Below are 18,500 nucleotides of genomic sequence, written 5' to 3' on the forward strand. Positions count from 1 at the left end.
CTTACTATCGTAAAGAAGCTGATGCAGGTAACACACAATATTTTAAACTGGACGGAACCCGTAAAGTAGCAGAAGTCAGTGCGGAACTGGCGACTATTCTCGGTTAATTCTGGATGGTAAGATAGTCAAGGCGGCCTGAGGTCGCCTTTATTATTTTACAGAACAGCTGAAATATATTTGTCGGTTTGAATAAGCGGCTTAATACACAATAAGGACTCCTGCATGAAGCAAAGCAAGCTTGGCGTACTGATGGTTAATCTGGGAACACCGGATGCCCCGACACCGCAAGCAGTAAAACGCTATCTGGCTGAGTTCTTGAGTGATCGCCGGGTAGTTGATACTTCACCATGGTTGTGGTGGCCTTTGCTACGTGGAGTAATTTTACCGATTCGATCCCCGCGCGTGGCAAAACTGTATCAATCTGTCTGGATGGAAGAAGGTTCGCCTTTATTGGTCTATAGCCGCCGGCAACAAAAAGCGTTAGCCGCCCGTATGCCCGATATCCCTGTAGAGTTAGGGATGAGTTATGGCTCACCGAATCTGCCAGGTGCTATTGATAAACTATTGGCGCAAGGTGTAACCAAGCTGGTGGTATTACCGCTTTATCCGCAATATTCTTGCTCGACCAGTGCGGCCGTCTGGGATGCTGTTGCCCGTATTTTGAAAGGTTATCGCTGTTTACCGTCGATTTCTTTTATCCGTGATTATGCTGAGCACCCTGCCTATATTTCAGCGCTAAAACAAAGTGTTGAAAACTCTTTTGTGCAACATGGTAAACCAGACAGATTAGTCCTGTCTTTTCACGGTATTCCTAAACGCTATGCGCAATTAGGGGATGACTACCCACAACGCTGTGAAGAAACCAGTCGCGCTTTACGTGCTGAAATAGCCTTACCGGCAGAGCAAATCATGATGACATATCAATCACGTTTTGGTCGCGAGCCGTGGTTAACTCCATATACTGACGAAACCTTAAAAAGTCTACCTTCTCAGGGTGTTAAACATATTCAGTTGATATGCCCCGGTTTTTCTGCTGACTGCCTGGAAACACTGGAAGAAATCAAAGAACAAAATCGAGAGATTTTCTTACATGCTGGCGGTGAGAAGTTTGAATATATCCCCGCGCTGAACGATGACAAGGCACATATAGACCTTTTAGAACAGTTGGTAAAACAATAGATTAGTTTATTACCCTATCGTTCATGATTTTTTATGTATTGATCGTTACCTGAATGATACATCAATACATATTTTTACCTGGCCCTTTTGCTTGTAATGCCTATTTAGATGTATGAGAATTACATTTTTATAAAAAAGATATGTAAATGTTTTTGTAACTCACTATTGTAGTTTGATTTTTTAATTGAGCTACATCATAAAATGAGAAAACAGTGCATTGGTAGCTGTGAGCCAAGGGCGGTAGCGTGTCTTGATTTTGATTTAGGCCTGTATTTCTGTAGATTTCGGGTGCGAAAGATATTTCACTTTATGGGGTAGTTAACAAATAGACTAAACTCTCATGAAAATGTAATTTAACCCAATAGCTGGAAATTTAAATGTCAGTGTTACGGAGAAATATTTTTTCTTTGCTTTTGTTACAAGGGAGTAATTATATTATTCCACTTTTAACGTTACCCTATCTGACTCGTGTCTTAGGAGTTGAAGGTTTCGGTGTCTACAGTCTTACACTTTCATTAGCTCAATATTTTGTTATTTTAATTGATTTTGGATTTAATTTATCAGCGTCAAAAAAAATAGCTGAACACCAAGATGACCCAGAATATATATCTAAGATTTTCTTTGAAACGCTCATATCAAAATCTATATTATGCTTAGTTTCAATTGTAATAGTAGTTTTACTTCTTGCTACAAATTCACATGCAGTGATTCAGCGTGAGTTAATTTATACAGTACTCATGTTAATAGGGACGACACTGATGCCAGTGTGGTTTTTCCAAGGAATAGAAAAACTGTCCGTGGTGACTAATTTAATGATAGTTGCAAAGTTATCAATGTTGCCATTATTTTTTATATTTGTTCATAGTGATGCAGATGTTAAATATGCCGTAATGATTCAATCATCAATGAATTTACTGGCAGGTATAATAGCAATAATATATATATACCGGAAAAAATTAGTTAGGGTAGTTAGCTTTTCTAGTCTGAGGGTAGCATATACTCTAAAAGATTCGTTTCCGATATTTTGCGCCACACTTTCTATCAGCCTTTATACCATGAGCACTACAATTATTATTGGCATATTCAGCAATGTCTATGAAGTCAGTATATTCACGGCAGCAGATAGAGTCAAAGGTGCTATCCTTGGTGTTTTTCTCGTTTTAGGAAATGCATTTTATCCGAGAATAAATTCATTATTAGTCAATAAAAAAGATGAAGCGTATGCTTTAATTAGAAAAATTTTTTATTGGCAAGGTGCATTATGTATAATCATAACTATATTTGTTATTGTCTTTTCTAAACTAATTACCAAAATTATGTTTGGACATGAATATTCAGAAGTATCAACCTTACTGATTTTATTCTCTCCGGTTTATTTGTTAGTCATACAGTCTACTGTACTAGGTAATTATATTTTACTCCCCCACGGGCATAAGAAATCCTACACTATTTTGCCCATGATTTCAGCAGTGATTCATATTCCTCTTTGTGCATATCTTGCATCTATGTATGGCGCATGGGGTGGAGTGCTTTCAATTATTTTTATTGAAACTTTATCATTCATATGCTTAATTCTTATTCTTAAGAGAAAGAAATTATTGTTTGAAATTCTTTCGAGAAATAAAAATGGATAATAAAAAACTGCTCTCTTTGATTATACCTGTATTTAATGCAGAACAATATCTTGATGCATGTCTAAGCTCTGTATTTGTCCAATGGGATAATACATTAGAAGTTATAATTATTAATGATGGTTCAACAGATCATTCTGACGATATAATACAGAAATACCGTGAAAGATATGATTTTGTTTATCTTGCACAAGAAAATACAGGTATATCTGTTGTGAGGAATATGGGAGTGTCGGTTTCGACAGGGAAATATATTACTTTCTTAGATGCTGATGATATTTGGTGTGATGGAATTTATAGCTCAATTAAGACAATTATTCTAGAGAATTCACCAGATGGTATGGTTTTCAATTACTCTGAGTTTTTCGATGATAAAGAACATGTATTTGAGTTAATAAAAGTAAATAAATTTACTATTGATCGTCTTGACCATGTGAAATTAAAAATAGCTGAAAGTGAGATGTTTTATGTCTGGCGATGTGTTTTTAGAAAAAATATTTTTGATGGAATGCTTTTTGATGTGGGACGGCGATTTGAAGATCAATTATTATTGCCTATACTGATTGATAAATGTAAATCAATATTCGAGTGTAAAGATTTAATTGTCAAATATAGGCAGATATCGAGTAGTATTACTAAAAATCTGAATATATCAGACTTGGATGACAGTGAATTCGGATTGGTAAGATTTAGGGATAAATACTTAAAACATAAAAATAAATACTGGGCTGTCGTCTTAGCCAGCGTCTTTATTTCACATGTTTCAAAGTGTGCTAGGATTTATCATTATAATAAAATAAGAGCACTAGACAGTTTTAATAAATCTTATGCTATTGTTTCAATGAAACCGATACTCCACTCGGGGAAGCTAAAACCTATTTTATATTACCTGATTAAAAATAAGTTATTTTTCAGGCTTATTTCATCTGTCGAAAAAGAGGTGAAAAAATAAAATGACGCTGGTTACTATATTTACACCTACTTTCAATAGATCACATGTGCTAAAACGTTGCTATCTCTCAATTTTAGAACAACATAGAGATGATATTGAATGGCTAATCATTGATGATGGATCGACAGATGATACGGCCAATATAGTTAAAGAGTTTCAAAACGAAAATAAATTAAAGATAAAGTATATATATCAAAATAATAGTGGAAAACAAGCATCCTGGAATAGAGCCGTTGAAAATGCTAAGGGAGAGTATTTTATTGGAGTTGATTCTGATGACATTCTTGCTACTGGTTCAATTAATAATTTACTTTCAATAAGAGACGTGTTTGACGACGAATCAATTATCGGTATACGAGCAATTTCGATGAATTCAAATAAGATGAAACCTGATAGCTTGTATTTATATGGGCGCGATGATGAAAGCTCATGGTTTGACGAGTTTCGATCAGGTCTTCGTGGCGAAAGAATTGATTTTTTTAAAACTAAAATATTAAAGAAGTATTTGTATCCAATAAACGAAAATATAAAATTTATTCCGGAAATTTGGTTTTATAGCACAGTATCTAAAGAGTATTTTTTTTATTATAGCTCAATTCACGTGGGTATTTTCTTTGATGATGATCAGACTAATAGATTAAGTAAATCATCTATAAAAAAACATGCTGTAGGTCATTATATTTCGCGTAAAGCCCTATTAGAAAATATACCATTTAAAATATGGTTATCTCGTCCGTTAGATTTTGTAAAATCTGTTTTAAGAATTAACCAGGCTCTCGTTATGATGGATGCGGAATATATTGATCATAATAAATCATCTCTTTTAGTACGAGTGGTTACATTACCTGGTGTAATAATCCGAAAAATTAAAAGATAATAAGAGATTTTATGAAAAAAATCGCTTTCTTTGGTGGTGATATAAGTCATACCGGTGGAACTGAGCGAGTCAGCATAGCACTTGCTAACTATCTTGGTAAAAATGGCTACCAGGTTGTTATTATCAGTTTAAGTGGCAATATGCCACCTAAATTTTCTGTCGACGAGAATATAAAATTAGTCTCACTTTTTGATGAAAAAAGACGTTTTTCACTGGCCTATGTTTCGGTTGTTTCTAAGTTACGTCGTATCTTACTAGATGAATCAATCGACGTTCTGATTGATGTTGACACAATGTTAGCATTATTTAGCACTACTGCATTATTAGGTACCAAGATAAAGCATATATCATGGGAGCATTTTAACTATAAAAGTAATCTGAATATAAAATCACGTAAACTGGCTAGAAAAATAGCAGCCAAATATTCCGATGCAGTTGTCACTCTAACAGAGAAAGATCGCGACTATTGGTTAGAAAAAAATAAATATCCTGAAAAAATAATATCAATACCCAACCCATTACCTTTTGAGTCAAAAAATAAATTAACAACGAAACACTCCCAAAAAATTTTAGCTCTAGGTCGTCTTTCTTATCAGAAAGGTTTTGATCTTTTATTAGATATTTGGGCTAAGGTTGAAGAAAATAATAATAATTGGGACCTTATCATTGCTGGTGATGGAGAGGATAAGCAATTGTTATTAGATAAGATAAAAATATTAAACTTAAAAAATGTAAAATTACTTCCATCAACTCCTCATGTGAGCGATTTATATGACCAGTCTGGTATCTATGTAATGACATCGCGTTTTGAAGGTTTTCCCATGGTGTTACTTGAAGCAAAAGCCAGTGGGTTACCAATAATTGCATATGATTGTGATACCGGCCCTTCTGAGTTGATTACTAACAATGAAGATGGTTTCCTTATTCCATTTGCTGATAGCGATGCTTTTGCTCGGCAACTAATTTTACTTATGAATGACGATGACTTAAGAGAATCTATGTCACTCTGGTCATTAAAGAATGCAGAAAAATATAAAATAGAAGCTGCAATAGGTGATAAATGGAAAAGTTTAATAGAAAATATTTAAAATTAAACTTCAGCGGATGTTTACTTCATTAGTCATTAGTCATTAGTCATTAGTCATTAGTCATTAGTCATTAGTCATTAGTCATTAGTCATTAGTCATTAGTCATTAGTCAATTAGAAAAATTGTAAGTATAATGGTTTAGTATAAACATTCAAATAAAATAACAAGAGGTTTCAGTGAATTTATTATATATTATTACAGGGCTTGGCATGGGAGGAGCTGAGAAACAAACTGTCTTGATCGCTAATAAAATGTATGAGGCAGGGCATAACGTAATGATTGTTTCGCTAACTGGCGAAACATTAGTTAGACCCAATGATGGTATTCAATTAAATGAATTAAAGCTAAAAAAGACTCCTTTTAGTCTATTTAAAGGGTTATTTGAAGTTAAAAAAATAATAAAAAAATTCAAACCTGATATTGTACACAGCCATATGTTTCATGCGAATTTATTTGCCAGAACACTGCGTTTTATTACGAAAATACCAGCTTTAATATGTACAGCACATAATACTAATGAAGGAAGCTCATTGAGGATGTTGGCATATAAATATACTGACAAACTTGCTTCCCTGTCGACCAATGTTAGTCAAGATGCAGTTGATTCCTTCATTCGTAAGGGTGCCTCAAGTCCTGGTAGAATGATTGTTGTTTCAAATGGTATTGATGCTTCGCAGTTTGATTTTTCAATGGATGAGAGGAAGGCAAAACGGTCAGAACTAGGTATATTTAATGATACTCCAATACTTCTCAGCGTAGGGCGGCTAACAGAAGCAAAAGATTATCCAAACTTACTAACAGCCTTTTCTTTACTTATTAAAGACCGTAGCTTACAAAGTTTTCCTCAGCTATTTATTGTTGGAACCGGTCATCTTGACGGTTATCTTAAGAATATGTCCAAAGAGTTTGGCATTGATAAATATGTAACATTTATTGGACAAAGAAATGATATACGACAATTAATGTGTGCTGCTGATATCTTTGTGCTCTCTTCTGAATGGGAAGGTTTTCCGCTTGTTATTACTGAAGCGATGGCATGCAAGAAAATTATCGTTGCAACTGATGCTGGAGGTATAACCGAGGCATTAGGAGATTGCGGTTCGATTGTCCCGATAAAAGACCCTAATAGTTTATCTCAAGCAATAAATAAAATGATAAAACTATCTGATAATGAAAAAGAAATATTAGGTAATAAAGCGAGAGATCGAATTATACAAACAAACTCCATTGAGACGATAATTGAACGTTGGTTATCCATTTACACTCAATTTAAAAAATAATTGTTAAGCTAGATATGTTAAGAACAACGAAATGTTTTTATAATTTCTACTGTTAGGAAAAGTTTGGGGCTCGAAATGCTAACTTTCATTTTTTTACTAACAATATTCTTTCTTGCATCAGTAGGATTGACATATTTATTACGGCTCTATGCATTAAAGAATAATATTATTGATACTCCTAACTCTCGCAGCTCACATGTAACCCCGACCCCAAGGGGCGGGGGGGTTGCTATCGTTATCAGTTTCCTTATTGGTATGATTCTTTTCTATTTCTTGGGCTATCTTCCTATTTTATCGGCGGTAGGGCTAATCGTATCTGGCGGGGTAATAGCTCTGGTTGGCTTTTGGGATGACCATGGGCATATTGCCGCTCGCTGGCGTCTTTTGGCTCATTTTTCCGCTGCGGCATTTTTACTATTTTGCTTAGGTGGTTTCCCTGTCTTAAAAGTTTCAGATTTTATTATTGACTTGGGAATCTTTGGCAGCTTATTTGGTTTGTTATTTTTAGTGTGGATGCTAAATCTCTATAACTTTATGGATGGTATTGATGGCTTGGCAAGCGCAGAGGCGATAATCGCTTGTATCGGGATGATTGTCATTTATTATATAAGTGGAGATTACATTGAACTGAATAGTTATCTGGTTCTTTGGTTGCTTGTGTGCACTGTTTTAGGTTTTTTACTTTGGAATTTCCCGCCAGCTAAGATATTTATGGGCGATGCAGGAAGTGGTTTTCTGGGGTTAATGATCGGTTCTTTAGCAATAAGTGCTGGTTGGATAGAAACAAAATTTTTCTTTTGTTGGCTAATACTATTAGGCGTATTTATTGTTGATGCAACATGGACCTTGGTACGTCGTGTTCTTGGTGGTTTTAAGGTTTATGAAGCTCACCGAAGCCATGGCTATCAAATTGCGTCCAGAAAATTTAAACGTCATTTACCTGTGACTTTATCAACAATTGCTATAAATATAATTTGGCTATTTCCTATTGCATTATTGGTAGGGCTTAATATAGTCAATCCAATAATAGCACTCATTATTTCCTATACTCCTATTTTATACATTGATTATAAACTTAATGCCGGAATTAATAATAATTAATCGATTTTAATTTGTGACTGGATAATTGAGCTGAATGAATACTGCGTAAAACCGTGTATTCCTTATTAGGGTTGGTATTATATGCTTCTCGTATTTTTATTATCTTTGCCAAGACCTGTTAAACGAATTATTATGCTATTGTTAGATACGATTCTAATTGTTCTAGCATACTGGGGGGCTTTCTGGGTACGACTGGACGTAGATAGTCCCTTTACCAGCATTGAGCAATGGGTTGCTTTAGCTGCAATTATACCACCGACACTTTTTGTATATGTAAGATTGGGTTTATATCGAACAGTATTACGTTATGTCAGTGCTAAGATTGTCAGTATTGTGCTCGTAGGTGTTGTTCTTTCTTCTGGTTTACTTGTTCTTGGATCTTATTTCTTAGGAGTATATTTACCAAGAACAGTCTCTGTCATGTTCTTTATTTTCTCATTAGTGCTTATTTGCGGCTCTCGGTTGTTTTTTAGGATGCTATTAAATTATGGTGTTAGAGGACAGATTCCCGTTGTTATATATGGTGCGGGCGCTTCTGGAAGGCAATTATTACCCGCTCTAATGCAAGCCAGTGAATATTTCCCTATTGCTTTTGTTGATGATAATCCTAAGTTACATAAAGCTGTTATTCATGGTGTCACAGTTTATCCTTCAGAAAAACTTGAATATTTAATTGGGCGCTATGGCATTAAGAAAGTATTACTGGCTATGCCCAGTGTTAGCCAAAGTCAGCGTCGAGCAGTTGTCAATAAACTCGAAAATCTCTCTTGTGAAGTTTTATCTATTCCGGGAATGTCTGATTTGGTTGAAGGTCGAGCACAAATAAGCAGCTTAAAGAAAGTTTCTATCGAAGAGTTGCTGGGGCGAGATCCAGTCGTACCAGATGAAAAACTGTTAGCTAAAAATATTACTGGGAAAGTGGTGATGGTGACTGGCGCTGGAGGGTCAATAGGCTCTGAGCTATGTCGTCAGATTATTGTTGAGAAACCAAGTTTATTAATTCTTTTTGATATTTCTGAGTTTTCGCTTTATTCCATAGAAAATGAAATAGCAGCAATATGTAAAAATAATAAAATTGAGACAGAATTTGTTGCATTACTTGGGTCTGTACAAAGTGAAAAACGGTTAGTTCAGATAATGTCTAGCTTCCATGTAAATACTGTTTATCATGCCGCAGCCTATAAGCATGTACCTCTTGTCGAAAACAACGTGATAGAGGGAGTAAGAAATAATATATTCGGTACGCTTTATTGTGCTAAAGCAGCAATAAAATCTGAGGTTGAGAAATTTGTTTTAATTTCCACGGACAAAGCTGTACGGCCAACCAACACCATGGGGGCTACCAAAAGAATGGCCGAACTTGTGTTGCAGGCATTATCGACAGAACAAAATAAAACAAAATTTTGTATGGTTCGTTTTGGTAATGTGCTTGGATCGTCTGGTTCTGTTGTTCCTCTCTTTAAGAAACAAATTGCAGAGGGTGGCCCAATCACTCTTACACATAAAGATATTATTCGCTACTTTATGACTATTCCTGAAGCTGCTCAACTTGTTATTCAAGCTGGTGCTATGGGACACGGCGGCGATGTTTTTGTATTAGATATGGGCGATCCTGTTAAAATTATTGATTTGGCCAAGCGAATGATTAATCTTTCGGGCCTTTCTATTAAGAGTGAAGAAAATCCTGATGGCGATATCGCGATTGAAATATCAGGATTACGGCCTGGAGAAAAGTTATACGAAGAGTTACTTATTGGTGATTCCGTACAGCATACCTATCATCCTCGAATTATGACTGCAACTGAAGTTATGCTTGATTGGGACAATTTGAATACTCTGCTGAACAAAATTGAAACTGCCTGTAATGACTTTAATTACGAACGTATCCGTTCTTTATTATTAGAAGCACCTACAGGGTTTCAACCAACAGATGGCATCTGTGATGTTGTTTGGCAAAAGGCTCACGGCGAAAATGCAAAAAACGTTATTGTTCACTAACGGCTTAAAGTTACTCTCTAGGAATATTTGCATTTTATTGTTTATGGAATTAATATGAAGAATATTGCATTTGTAATTACTAAATCAATCATTGGTGGTGCTCAAGGTTGGGTTTTGGAGCAAGTCAAACTACTTAAAGACGATTGTAAGATTATTTTAATAACTTCTGAACCGGGCTGGTTAACTGAAACTATTGTCTGTGACAAAATCGTTATTATTCCAGAGATAAGAAAAATGGCTAGTATTAAGGCCATCTACGTTTTGTACAAGACGCTTAAAGAAAATAAGATTGATATTGTTGTTTCCAGTTCTGCCAATGCCGGTCTTTATAGTAGGTTGGCCCGTTTATTCCTACGTTTCCGTGGGGTGTATGTTTCTCACGGATGGTCATGTATTTACAATGGTAATGTACTCAAATTCATATTTTGTTATATTGAAAAACTACTATCATACATCACAGATGTCGTATGGTGTGTTTCTCAAAGTGATGCAGATAAAGCAATTAAAATTATTGGAATTAAACCTGAGAAAATAATAACCCAGCTTAATGCGATAACACCACTAACTGAGCGACCTGACCGTCCATGCCAAAATAAAATTATTTATGTATGCCGATTAGCCTATCCCAAACGTCCTGATTTAATCTTAAAAGTCGCCGCTGCTAACCCTAAATTTGACCTCGATATCGTTGGTGACGGGGAGTATTATCAAGATCTTAAGAAAGAATATTCTAGTTATGACAATATTCATTTTTATGGTGAAATCAAAGGATTTGACAGATTTCATGAGTATGATGTATTTGTATTAACATCAGAAAGTGAAGGTTTACCTATGGCCGCAATTGAGGCTACCAGTGCCAGTCTACCGGTTATTTTGAGTGACGTCGGTGGTTGCAGTGAGGTCGTCGATAAAAATGGCATCTTAATTGGTAATACGATAGAGGAATTAGATTCCGCTCTTAATACTGTATTTTCAAACTATGATTCATTCTATAAAGCAGCTCAGAAGCAAAAGAATAAATTTGATATAAATAATGTGAAAGATAAATGTAGGAAAATTATTCTTGGATGATAGATATGCTTTATTTCTTAAATTTAATAGGTGAGTTATGACTATTTTAGTAACGGGTGGTGCAGGTTATATTGGATCGCACACGGTACTGACACTATTAGAGAATGGTGAAAATGTTGTTGTATTAGATAATTTATCTAATGCTTCTGCTGAATCATTGTTACGTGTATCTAAAATTACAGGCCGCAGACCCGTTTTTTATCAAGGTGATATATTAGATAGAAATTGCCTTAAGAAGATATTTTCTGAACATAAAATTGATTCTGTTATTCATTTTGCAGGTTTGAAATCAGTGGGCGAGTCAGTAGTCAAACCCATTGAATATTACCAAAACAATGTCACCGGCTCGATTATTTTGCTTGAAGAAATGGCTATCTCTGGCGTAAAAAAGTTAATATTTAGCTCTTCTGCGACAGTATACGGTGATCCTGAGTTTGTTCCCCTGACTGAAGATGCACGTATTGGCGGAACTACAAATCCTTATGGTTCATCAAAGGTCATGGTTGAGCAGATATTGAAAGATTTCGCTTTTGCTTATCCTGATTTCTCTATAAGAGCGCTGCGGTATTTTAATCCTGTTGGTGCTCATACATCAGGGCTAATTGGCGAAGATCCAAATGGGAAGCCAAGTAACTTACTACCATTCATTACTCAAGTGGCAATTGGTAAACTTCCCAAGTTAGCTGTGTATGGTAATGATTATCCTACCGTTGATGGTTCCGGTGTTCGGGATTATATCCATGTTATGGATCTTGCAGAAGGGCATCTTTGTGCGCTTAATAACCTGAAGCAGGGTTTTAAGGCTTATAATCTTGGCTCCGGTGTTGGGCATTCAGTGTTTGAGATGATTGCAGAGTTTGAGCGGATATCAGGCAAAAAAATTCCTTATGAAATTGTGGCTCGTCGCCCTGGCGATATTGCTGAGTGTTGGGCCAGCCCCGAGCTTGCTTTTAAGGAATTAGCCTGGAATGCCAAAAGAAACTTAACTGACATGCTAAAAGATGCATGGAATTGGCAGCAATCTAATCCAAATGGTTATATTCGCTGAATACTTAGTCAGCTGTGCTAAAATCCCCCTATCTTTTCATCCCTAATTTTGTAATAAACGACAATGAAATTTCCTGGTAAACGAAAATCTAAGCACTATTTTCCTGTTAATGCTCGTGACCCTTTATTGCAACCGGCTCAGACAGAAAATGAAGTGAGCACGTCGTATATTGTAGGCATTGATCAGACGCTAGTTGATATTGAAGCGAAGGTCGATGAGGATTTTATTACGCGTTATGGTCTTAGTCAGGGGCATTCTTTGGTTATCGAGGATGATGTTGCTGAACACCTTTATCAGGAACTGACCGCCAAGGGGTTAATAACGCATGAGTTTGCGGGGGGAACCATTGGTAATACGTTGCACAATTATTCTGTTTTGGCTGATGACCGCTCTATTTTATTAGGTACGATGTGTAGCAATATCAAAATTGGTAGTTATGCCTATCGTTATCTGTGTAATACCTCTAGTCGCACTGATTTGAACTATTTACAGGCAGTTGATGGTGCGATTGGTCGCTGTTTCACTCTCATTACGGATAATGGCGAGCGCACCTTTGCGATCAGTCCCGGTCAAATGAATCAACTACGACCGGAAAGTATCCCTGAAGATATTATCGCAGGGGCATCGGCATTGGTTCTTACCGCTTATTTGGTGCGTTGTAAGCCGGGCGAACCAATGCCTGAAGCGACGATGCAAGCTATCAGTTATGCGAAGAAATATAATGTTCCTGTCGTGATGACACTAGGGACAAAATACGTTATTGCAGATAATCCACAGTGGTGGCGTGATTTTCTTAAAGAGAACGTCTCTATAGTAGCGATGAATGAAGATGAAGCTTATGAACTGACGGGGCTTAATGATCCGCTGATGGCCTCAGATATGGCCTTGAACTGGGTTGATTTAGTGCTTTGTACCGCTGGCCCTAATGGCCTTTATATGGCGGGCTATACGGAAGAGGCTAATAAGCGCCAAACTCAGCACCCATTATTACCCGGTGCGATTGCTGAATTTAACTTGTATGAATTCAGCCGCGCGATGCGTAAAGAGCATTGTGATAACCCATTACGGATTTATTCTCATATTGCCCCTTATATGGGCGGCCCAGAGAAAATAATGAATACTAATGGGGCAGGGGATGGTGCTTTATCGGCGGTGCTGCATGACATTGCTGCCAATGGTTTTCATCGTAGCAATGTTCCTAACTCTAGCAAACATGTACGTAGCTACCTGAGTTACTCTTCATTGGCGCAAGTGTGTAAATATGCCAATCGGGTTAGTTATCAAGTGCTGAATCAGCATTCACCGCGTTTGACGCGTGGTTTGCCTGAGCGGGAAGACAGTTTAGAAGAGTCGTACTGGGAAAGATAATATATCCGTCATCTTTCAAGCTGCAGGTGTGTTGGCTGCTCTCATTCACCCGAATCACTTACTGGTGTAAGCTCATCGGGATTCTCTTGTTTGCCGCCTTCCTGCAGCTTGAAATCTATTGGATATAGAACATCAGTTATGAACACTGAGATGTTTTTAAATTGGGCAAAGCGGGCGTTTGTCTTCTTCGGTCAGCGTTTCTATCTTCAACATATTAAGCATACTGTTGGCAATTTCACGTTCGCCCATCACAACCTGGTTCGCGCCACGATCCGAGATATAAACCACTTCGTCGTCATAATGCGCGCGAGCAATTATCTCAAGATCTGGCCGTTTAATTCTGGCGGAGGCGACAATTTCACCAGCTTCGTAGCCATTCGGTATGGTCAGTAATAACCAACGAGCACAATCCAAACGAGCCAGCGACATAATATCTGCACTTGCAGCATTACCTAATACCGCATTAATACCTTGTTCACGTAGCGCTTCAACTCTTGGTCGAGAGTTCTCAATGACCACTAATGGAATACCTTCCGCGTGCAGTTTTGCACCTAATAAACTCCCCACCCGACCATAACCGACTAATAGTGCATGATTGCACAAATCTACCGGGATCTGCTTTTCCTCTTCGACTGCCTCTTCCAGAATCAGATCTTCCATCGTCTCGTTTTTAGCCAAATAGCGATCCAATAGTGTAAACAGTAGCGGGTTGAGCATAATTGATAGAATTGCGCCCGCCAGCACCAGATTACGGCCATGCTCAGACATTAAACCGAGAGAAATTCCAAGCCCGGCGAGAATAAAGGCAAATTCACCGATTTGCGCCAGGCTGACAGAAATGGTGAGTGCTGTACGTTTTGAGTGACCAAACATGCGCACTAATATAAACGCTGCGGCTGATTTGCCGAAGATAATGATAGCTAGTGAAGCCAGTACAGCTAATGGTTCACGTAGCAAAATCATTGGGTCGAATAACATCCCAACTGAAACGAAGAACAGTACGGCGAATGCATCACGTAGCGGTAAGGTATCTTGCGCCGCACGGTGGCTGAGCTCTGATTCATTCAATACCATTCCTGCGAAGAATGCACCGAGAGCAAAGGATACGTCGAACAGCCCTACAGCGCCGTAAGCAATACCAAGCGCTAATACCAGCACTGCCAAGGTAAATAGCTCACGGGAACCGGTACTGGCGGTTTTAGCCAGTATCCAGGGGACCAAACGACGACCGACAACAATCATCAGCGTAATGAAGGCAATGACTTTACCGATGGTTATTGCTAGTTCAGTGAATAACTGGCTGAGACTGGTGGTTTCGTTACCCATCACGCCGGCAAAGGCGGGTAATAGCACCAATGTGAGTACCATCGCCAAATCTTCGACAATCAACCAGCCGATAGCAATTTGCCCCCGCTGGCTATCTATGAGTTGCCGTTCTTCTAGAGCTCGCAGTAATACCACGGTACTTGCTGTTGATAGACAAAGACCGAAGACAAAACCCGTCATCAAATCCCAGCCTAATAAATGAGACAGTCCCATTCCGAGTAAGGTGGCAACGGCAATTTGTGCCACAGCACCGGGTATGGCGATGGCTTTTACTGCGAGGAGGTCTTTAAGTGAGAAGTGAAGTCCGACACCAAACATCAACAAGATAACACCAATTTCAGCCAGTTCTGGTGCTAATGAGGTATCAGCAACGAAACCTGGCGTGAATGGCCCGGCCAGCACCCCTGCGGCAAGGTACCCCACCAGTGGTGAGATGCGCAGGCGGTGAGCCAAGGAGCCCAAGAGGAAGGCGAGAACAAGGCCTCCGACGATCGTGGTAATTAAGGGTGTTGAGTGGTGCATCCAGACTCCTTCTAGTTCGGCAGGGCGGCAAGCATTTCACAGCAATAACATCAGTTTATTGCATTTATGCGATCAATGCGCGATAAAAATTCATTTTTTATCGATAAAAGTCAGCTTTGGCATGGAAATTGTTTGAAGTGGTTGTTTGTGAGGGATTTGCTGTTTCTGTCTCTATTACGCAGGGAAATCTCCCAACTGAAACACATATCTCAGTCGGGATTATAAGGTTATTACTATTACTTATCTTCTATATTAGGCAGGAAGACCGTAATTATCCCCAGTAATGGTAAGAAGGCGCATATTTGATAAACCAGCTCAATACTGGTTAAATCAGCAACATACCCTAGTACAGCCGCACCTAAACCCCCCATACCGAAAGCAAAACCGAAGAATAGACCAGATACCATGCCCACTTTCCCCGGAATAAGCTCTTGCGCATACACCAGTATTGCCGAGAAGGCAGAGGCGAGGATAAGGCCAATGATCACGGTTAAAACCCCGGTCCAATACAGAGAAACGTAGGGTAAAATAAGGGTAAATGGCGCAACGCCCAATATTGACCCCCAAATAACATACTTTCGACCTATCCTATCACCAAGAGGCCCGCCAATAATGGTTCCTGCTGCAACGGCAAATAAGAACACAAACAAATGTATTTGGGCATTTTGTACCGAAACACCGAACCTATGCATCAGATAAAAGGTGTAATAGCTGCTGATACTGGTCAAATAGAAGTATTTAGAGAATATCAGTACCATCAAGATAACTAACGCGCTAATAACCGTCTTTTTAGGCAGTATTTTGGCCGATGAGACTTTTACTACTTTGCCATAGGTTGCTCTTTGTTGTTGCTGATACCATTTACTGACCTGCAACAGCACCACAATAGCCAGCAGTGCCGCGAGTGAAAACCAACCTACATTGCCTTTACCGTAAGGTGCAATAAGGATAGCGGCTAATAGTGGGCCGAGAGCGCTGCCGAAGTTGCCTCCCACTTGAAAAATAGACTGAGCCATACCGTGGCGGCCACCGGATGCCATACGGGCTACGCGGGAGGATTCTGGGTGGAAGACCGAAGAACCGGTTCCGACTAATGCCGCTGCCAGTAAAACCACCGGGAAAGTCGTGGCAACCGCAAGCAGCAAGATACCTGATAAGGTGAAACCCATGCCAATTGGCAGTGAATAGGGCTGCGGATGCTTATCGGTATAGAGACCAATAAGTGGCTGTAATAATGAGGCGGTCAGTTGGTAAGTGAGGGTGATTAATCCTATCTGCGCAAAACTCAGAGAAAATTCAGCTTGTAATAAAGGATAAATCGCCAGAATCAGCGACTGGATCATATCGTTAAGTAAGTGAGATACGCTGATCGCACCCAAGATGGAAAATGATGTGCGCTTTACCTTGGTATTATCGAAGGGTTGGGTATTGACGGAGGGAGGGAGTTCCGTCTCAGAACGATCGGTCATAGTGAGTATTCGCCTAATAATTATCACTGTTAATAATATATTGGTAATGAATACATATTATGCAGATCGAATGATTTTTACTACAGCAGATACAATTTGATATATATTCAAATATTCTGAAATTCACCGATAGATCATCAGACTACAATACGAACTCTGTCACAGTATGATCTTGATTTATCATGATATTGGTATGTGTCACCCCATTTTTACTCATTAAACTGGCACTGAACGGGCTGGTTTTAACGACAACATGGAGATTTGCGATGCGTTTTTCATTATCGACCACAGCAGCTGCTTTAGCTGTGTCGCTGGCGTTTGCACCGGGATGGGCTGCCGCCTGGGAAAAAGATAAAACTTACGATATCACCATACTGCACACCAATGACCATCATGGCCACTTCTGGCAAAATGACCACGGCGAATATGGTCTGGCGGCACAGAAAACCTTAGTTGATGACATTCGTAAGCAAGTTGCCGCAGAAGGGGGAAGCTTGTTGTTGCTCTCCGGTGGGGATATCAATACCGGTGTTCCGGAATCTGATTTACAGGATGCTGAGCCTGATTTTCGCGGTATGAATTTGGTCGGTTATGATGCAATGGCTATCGGCAACCATGAGTTCGATAATCCACTGAGTGTGCTGCGCCAGCAGGAGAAATGGGCCACTTTCCCATTATTATCAGCCAATATTTATCAGAAAAGCACCCAACAGCGATTATTCAAACCTTACGCCTTGTTTGATAAGCAAGGTGTGAAAATCGCCGTAATTGGTTTAACCACCGATGATACCGCTAAGATCGGCAATCCTGAGTATTTCACCGATATCGAATTCCGCGTGCCTGCGACAGAAGCAAAGCAAGTTGTCGAGCAACTGAGAAAAACTGAAAAGCCTGACATTATCATCGCGGCGACTCATATGGGCCATTATGATGATGGCAAACACGGGTCGAATGCGCCGGGTGATGTCGAGATGGCGCGCAGTTTACCGGCGGGCTATCTGGATATGATTGTGGGGGGGCACTCACAAGATCCGGTCTGTATGGCCAGTGAGAACCATAAGCAGGCTGATTATGTGCCAGGTACGCCTTGTGCCCCAGATCGGCAGAATGGTACGTGGATAGTACAGGCGCATGAATGGGGTAAATATGTGGGGCGGGCAGATTTCAAATTCCGTAATGGCGAGTTGAAGTTAGTGAGCTATCAGTTAATCCCAATCAATTTGAAGAAAAAAGTAGAGAAAGCTGATGGCACCAGTGAGCGCATCTTTTATACGCAAGAGATTGCTCAAGACCCGTCAATGCTGAAACTGCTGACACCATTTGAACAACAGGGCAAAGCGCAGCTGGATGTCAAAGTGGGTAGTGTGAGTGGTAAGTTGGAAGGGGATCGCAGCAAAGTGCGTTTCGACCAAACCAATCTGGCGCGGTTGCTATTGGCGGCACAAATGGAACGTGCGGGTGCTGATTTTGCGGTGATGAGTGGCGGTGGGGTTCGTGACTCTATCGATGCGGGTGATATCACCTATAAAGATGTTCTTAAGGTCCAGCCATTTGGTAATACCCTGGTTTATGCTGATATGACAGGCAGTG

General features: G+C 39.1%; 14 protein-coding genes and 1 pseudogene. 13 read left to right on the forward strand and 2 right to left on the reverse strand.

Annotated elements, in window-relative coordinates; all coding sequences use genetic code 11:
• From adk to ACNSO8_RS12505, 12 genes and pseudogenes are all read left to right on the forward strand, one after another.
• Positions 1-107, forward strand: a pseudogene (gene adk / locus ACNSO8_RS12450) (adenylate kinase); the annotation flags it as partial.
• 115 nt (positions 108-222) lie between these two features.
• On the forward strand, positions 223-1,179 hold the full coding sequence (hemH, locus tag ACNSO8_RS12455; protein ID WP_026018043.1) for a ferrochelatase: 957 nt from the start codon (positions 223-225) through the stop codon (positions 1,177-1,179).
• A 377-nt stretch (positions 1,180-1,556) separates the two neighbouring features.
• Complete coding sequence (locus ACNSO8_RS12460; protein WP_046051441.1) at positions 1,557-2,813, forward strand: flippase; 1,257 nt, start codon at positions 1,557-1,559, stop codon at positions 2,811-2,813.
• Positions 2,806-3,762, forward strand: a complete 957-nt coding sequence (locus tag ACNSO8_RS12465; RefSeq protein ID WP_046695343.1) for a glycosyltransferase — start codon at positions 2,806-2,808, stop codon at positions 3,760-3,762. The genes ACNSO8_RS12460 and ACNSO8_RS12465 overlap by 8 nt, the downstream gene beginning before the upstream one ends.
• Before the next feature lies 1 nt (position 3,763).
• On the forward strand, positions 3,764-4,639 hold the full coding sequence (locus tag ACNSO8_RS12470) for a glycosyltransferase family A protein (protein WP_418394798.1): 876 nt from the start codon (positions 3,764-3,766) through the stop codon (positions 4,637-4,639).
• 11 nt (positions 4,640-4,650) lie between these two features.
• Complete coding sequence (locus ACNSO8_RS12475; protein ID WP_418394799.1) at positions 4,651-5,727, forward strand: glycosyltransferase family 4 protein; 1,077 nt, start codon at positions 4,651-4,653, stop codon at positions 5,725-5,727.
• A gap of 176 nt (positions 5,728-5,903) precedes the next feature.
• A complete protein-coding gene (locus tag ACNSO8_RS12480; RefSeq protein ID WP_418394800.1) occupies positions 5,904-7,007 on the forward strand; it encodes a glycosyltransferase in 1,104 nt (367 codons plus the stop codon).
• A 75-nt stretch (positions 7,008-7,082) separates the two neighbouring features.
• The gene (locus ACNSO8_RS12485) at positions 7,083-8,108 is read left to right on the forward strand and encodes an MraY family glycosyltransferase (RefSeq protein WP_418394801.1); all 1,026 of its coding nucleotides are present in this window, start codon (positions 7,083-7,085) and stop codon (positions 8,106-8,108) included.
• An 81-nt stretch (positions 8,109-8,189) separates the two neighbouring features.
• Positions 8,190-10,106 carry a polysaccharide biosynthesis protein gene (locus ACNSO8_RS12490; RefSeq protein ID WP_071988912.1) on the forward strand — a complete coding sequence of 639 codons (1,917 nt, stop codon included), beginning with the start codon at positions 8,190-8,192 and terminating at the stop codon, positions 10,104-10,106.
• A gap of 54 nt (positions 10,107-10,160) precedes the next feature.
• Positions 10,161-11,177: a glycosyltransferase gene (locus tag ACNSO8_RS12495; RefSeq protein WP_418394802.1), complete on the forward strand. Its 1,017-nt coding sequence runs from the start codon at positions 10,161-10,163 to the stop codon at positions 11,175-11,177.
• A 37-nt stretch (positions 11,178-11,214) separates the two neighbouring features.
• Positions 11,215-12,225 (forward strand): UDP-glucose 4-epimerase GalE, encoded by a 1,011-nt coding sequence (gene galE / locus ACNSO8_RS12500; protein ID WP_418394803.1) that lies wholly within the window; start codon positions 11,215-11,217, stop codon positions 12,223-12,225.
• A 63-nt stretch (positions 12,226-12,288) separates the two neighbouring features.
• Entirely contained in the window at positions 12,289-13,593 is a 1,305-nt protein-coding gene (locus ACNSO8_RS12505) for an inosine/guanosine kinase (protein WP_050160986.1), read from the forward strand.
• 156 nt (positions 13,594-13,749) lie between these two features.
• Here ACNSO8_RS12505 and ybaL read toward each other — a convergent pair whose 3' ends face one another.
• Both ybaL and ACNSO8_RS12515 read right to left on the reverse strand, forming a co-directional pair.
• Entirely contained in the window at positions 13,750-15,441 is a 1,692-nt protein-coding gene (ybaL, locus tag ACNSO8_RS12510; RefSeq protein ID WP_005158223.1) for a YbaL family putative K(+) efflux transporter, read from the reverse strand.
• A gap of 236 nt (positions 15,442-15,677) precedes the next feature.
• Positions 15,678-16,910, reverse strand: a complete 1,233-nt coding sequence (locus tag ACNSO8_RS12515; protein ID WP_019081261.1) for an MFS transporter — start codon at positions 16,908-16,910, stop codon at positions 15,678-15,680.
• 266 nt (positions 16,911-17,176) lie between these two features.
• Here ACNSO8_RS12515 and ushA point away from each other — a divergent pair.
• Positions 17,177-18,500 (forward strand): bifunctional UDP-sugar hydrolase/5'-nucleotidase UshA (gene ushA, locus ACNSO8_RS12520; protein ID WP_418394804.1); only part of this gene is annotated, 1,324 nt, incomplete at its 3' end.

It is taken from the genome of Yersinia sp. LJYL362 (assembly GCF_048323875.1).

Coding starts and splice junctions, on each gene's coding strand:
- hemH (WP_026018043.1), top strand. CDS start 223: ATGAAGCAAAGCAAGCTTGGCGTACTGATGGTTAATCTGGGAACACCG.
- ACNSO8_RS12460 (WP_046051441.1), top strand. CDS start 1,557: ATGTCAGTGTTACGGAGAAATATTTTTTCTTTGCTTTTGTTACAAGGG.
- ACNSO8_RS12465 (WP_046695343.1), top strand. CDS start 2,806: ATGGATAATAAAAAACTGCTCTCTTTGATTATACCTGTATTTAATGCA.
- ACNSO8_RS12470 (WP_418394798.1), top strand. CDS start 3,764: ATGACGCTGGTTACTATATTTACACCTACTTTCAATAGATCACATGTG.
- ACNSO8_RS12475 (WP_418394799.1), top strand. CDS start 4,651: ATGAAAAAAATCGCTTTCTTTGGTGGTGATATAAGTCATACCGGTGGA.
- ACNSO8_RS12485 (WP_418394801.1), top strand. CDS start 7,083: ATGCTAACTTTCATTTTTTTACTAACAATATTCTTTCTTGCATCAGTA.
- ACNSO8_RS12490 (WP_071988912.1), top strand. CDS start 8,190: ATGCTTCTCGTATTTTTATTATCTTTGCCAAGACCTGTTAAACGAATT.
- ACNSO8_RS12495 (WP_418394802.1), top strand. CDS start 10,161: ATGAAGAATATTGCATTTGTAATTACTAAATCAATCATTGGTGGTGCT.
- galE (WP_418394803.1), top strand. CDS start 11,215: ATGACTATTTTAGTAACGGGTGGTGCAGGTTATATTGGATCGCACACG.
- ACNSO8_RS12505 (WP_050160986.1), top strand. CDS start 12,289: ATGAAATTTCCTGGTAAACGAAAATCTAAGCACTATTTTCCTGTTAAT.
- ybaL (WP_005158223.1), bottom strand. CDS start 15,441: ATGCACCACTCAACACCCTTAATTACCACGATCGTCGGAGGCCTTGTT.
- ACNSO8_RS12515 (WP_019081261.1), bottom strand. CDS start 16,910: ATGACCGATCGTTCTGAGACGGAACTCCCTCCCTCCGTCAATACCCAA.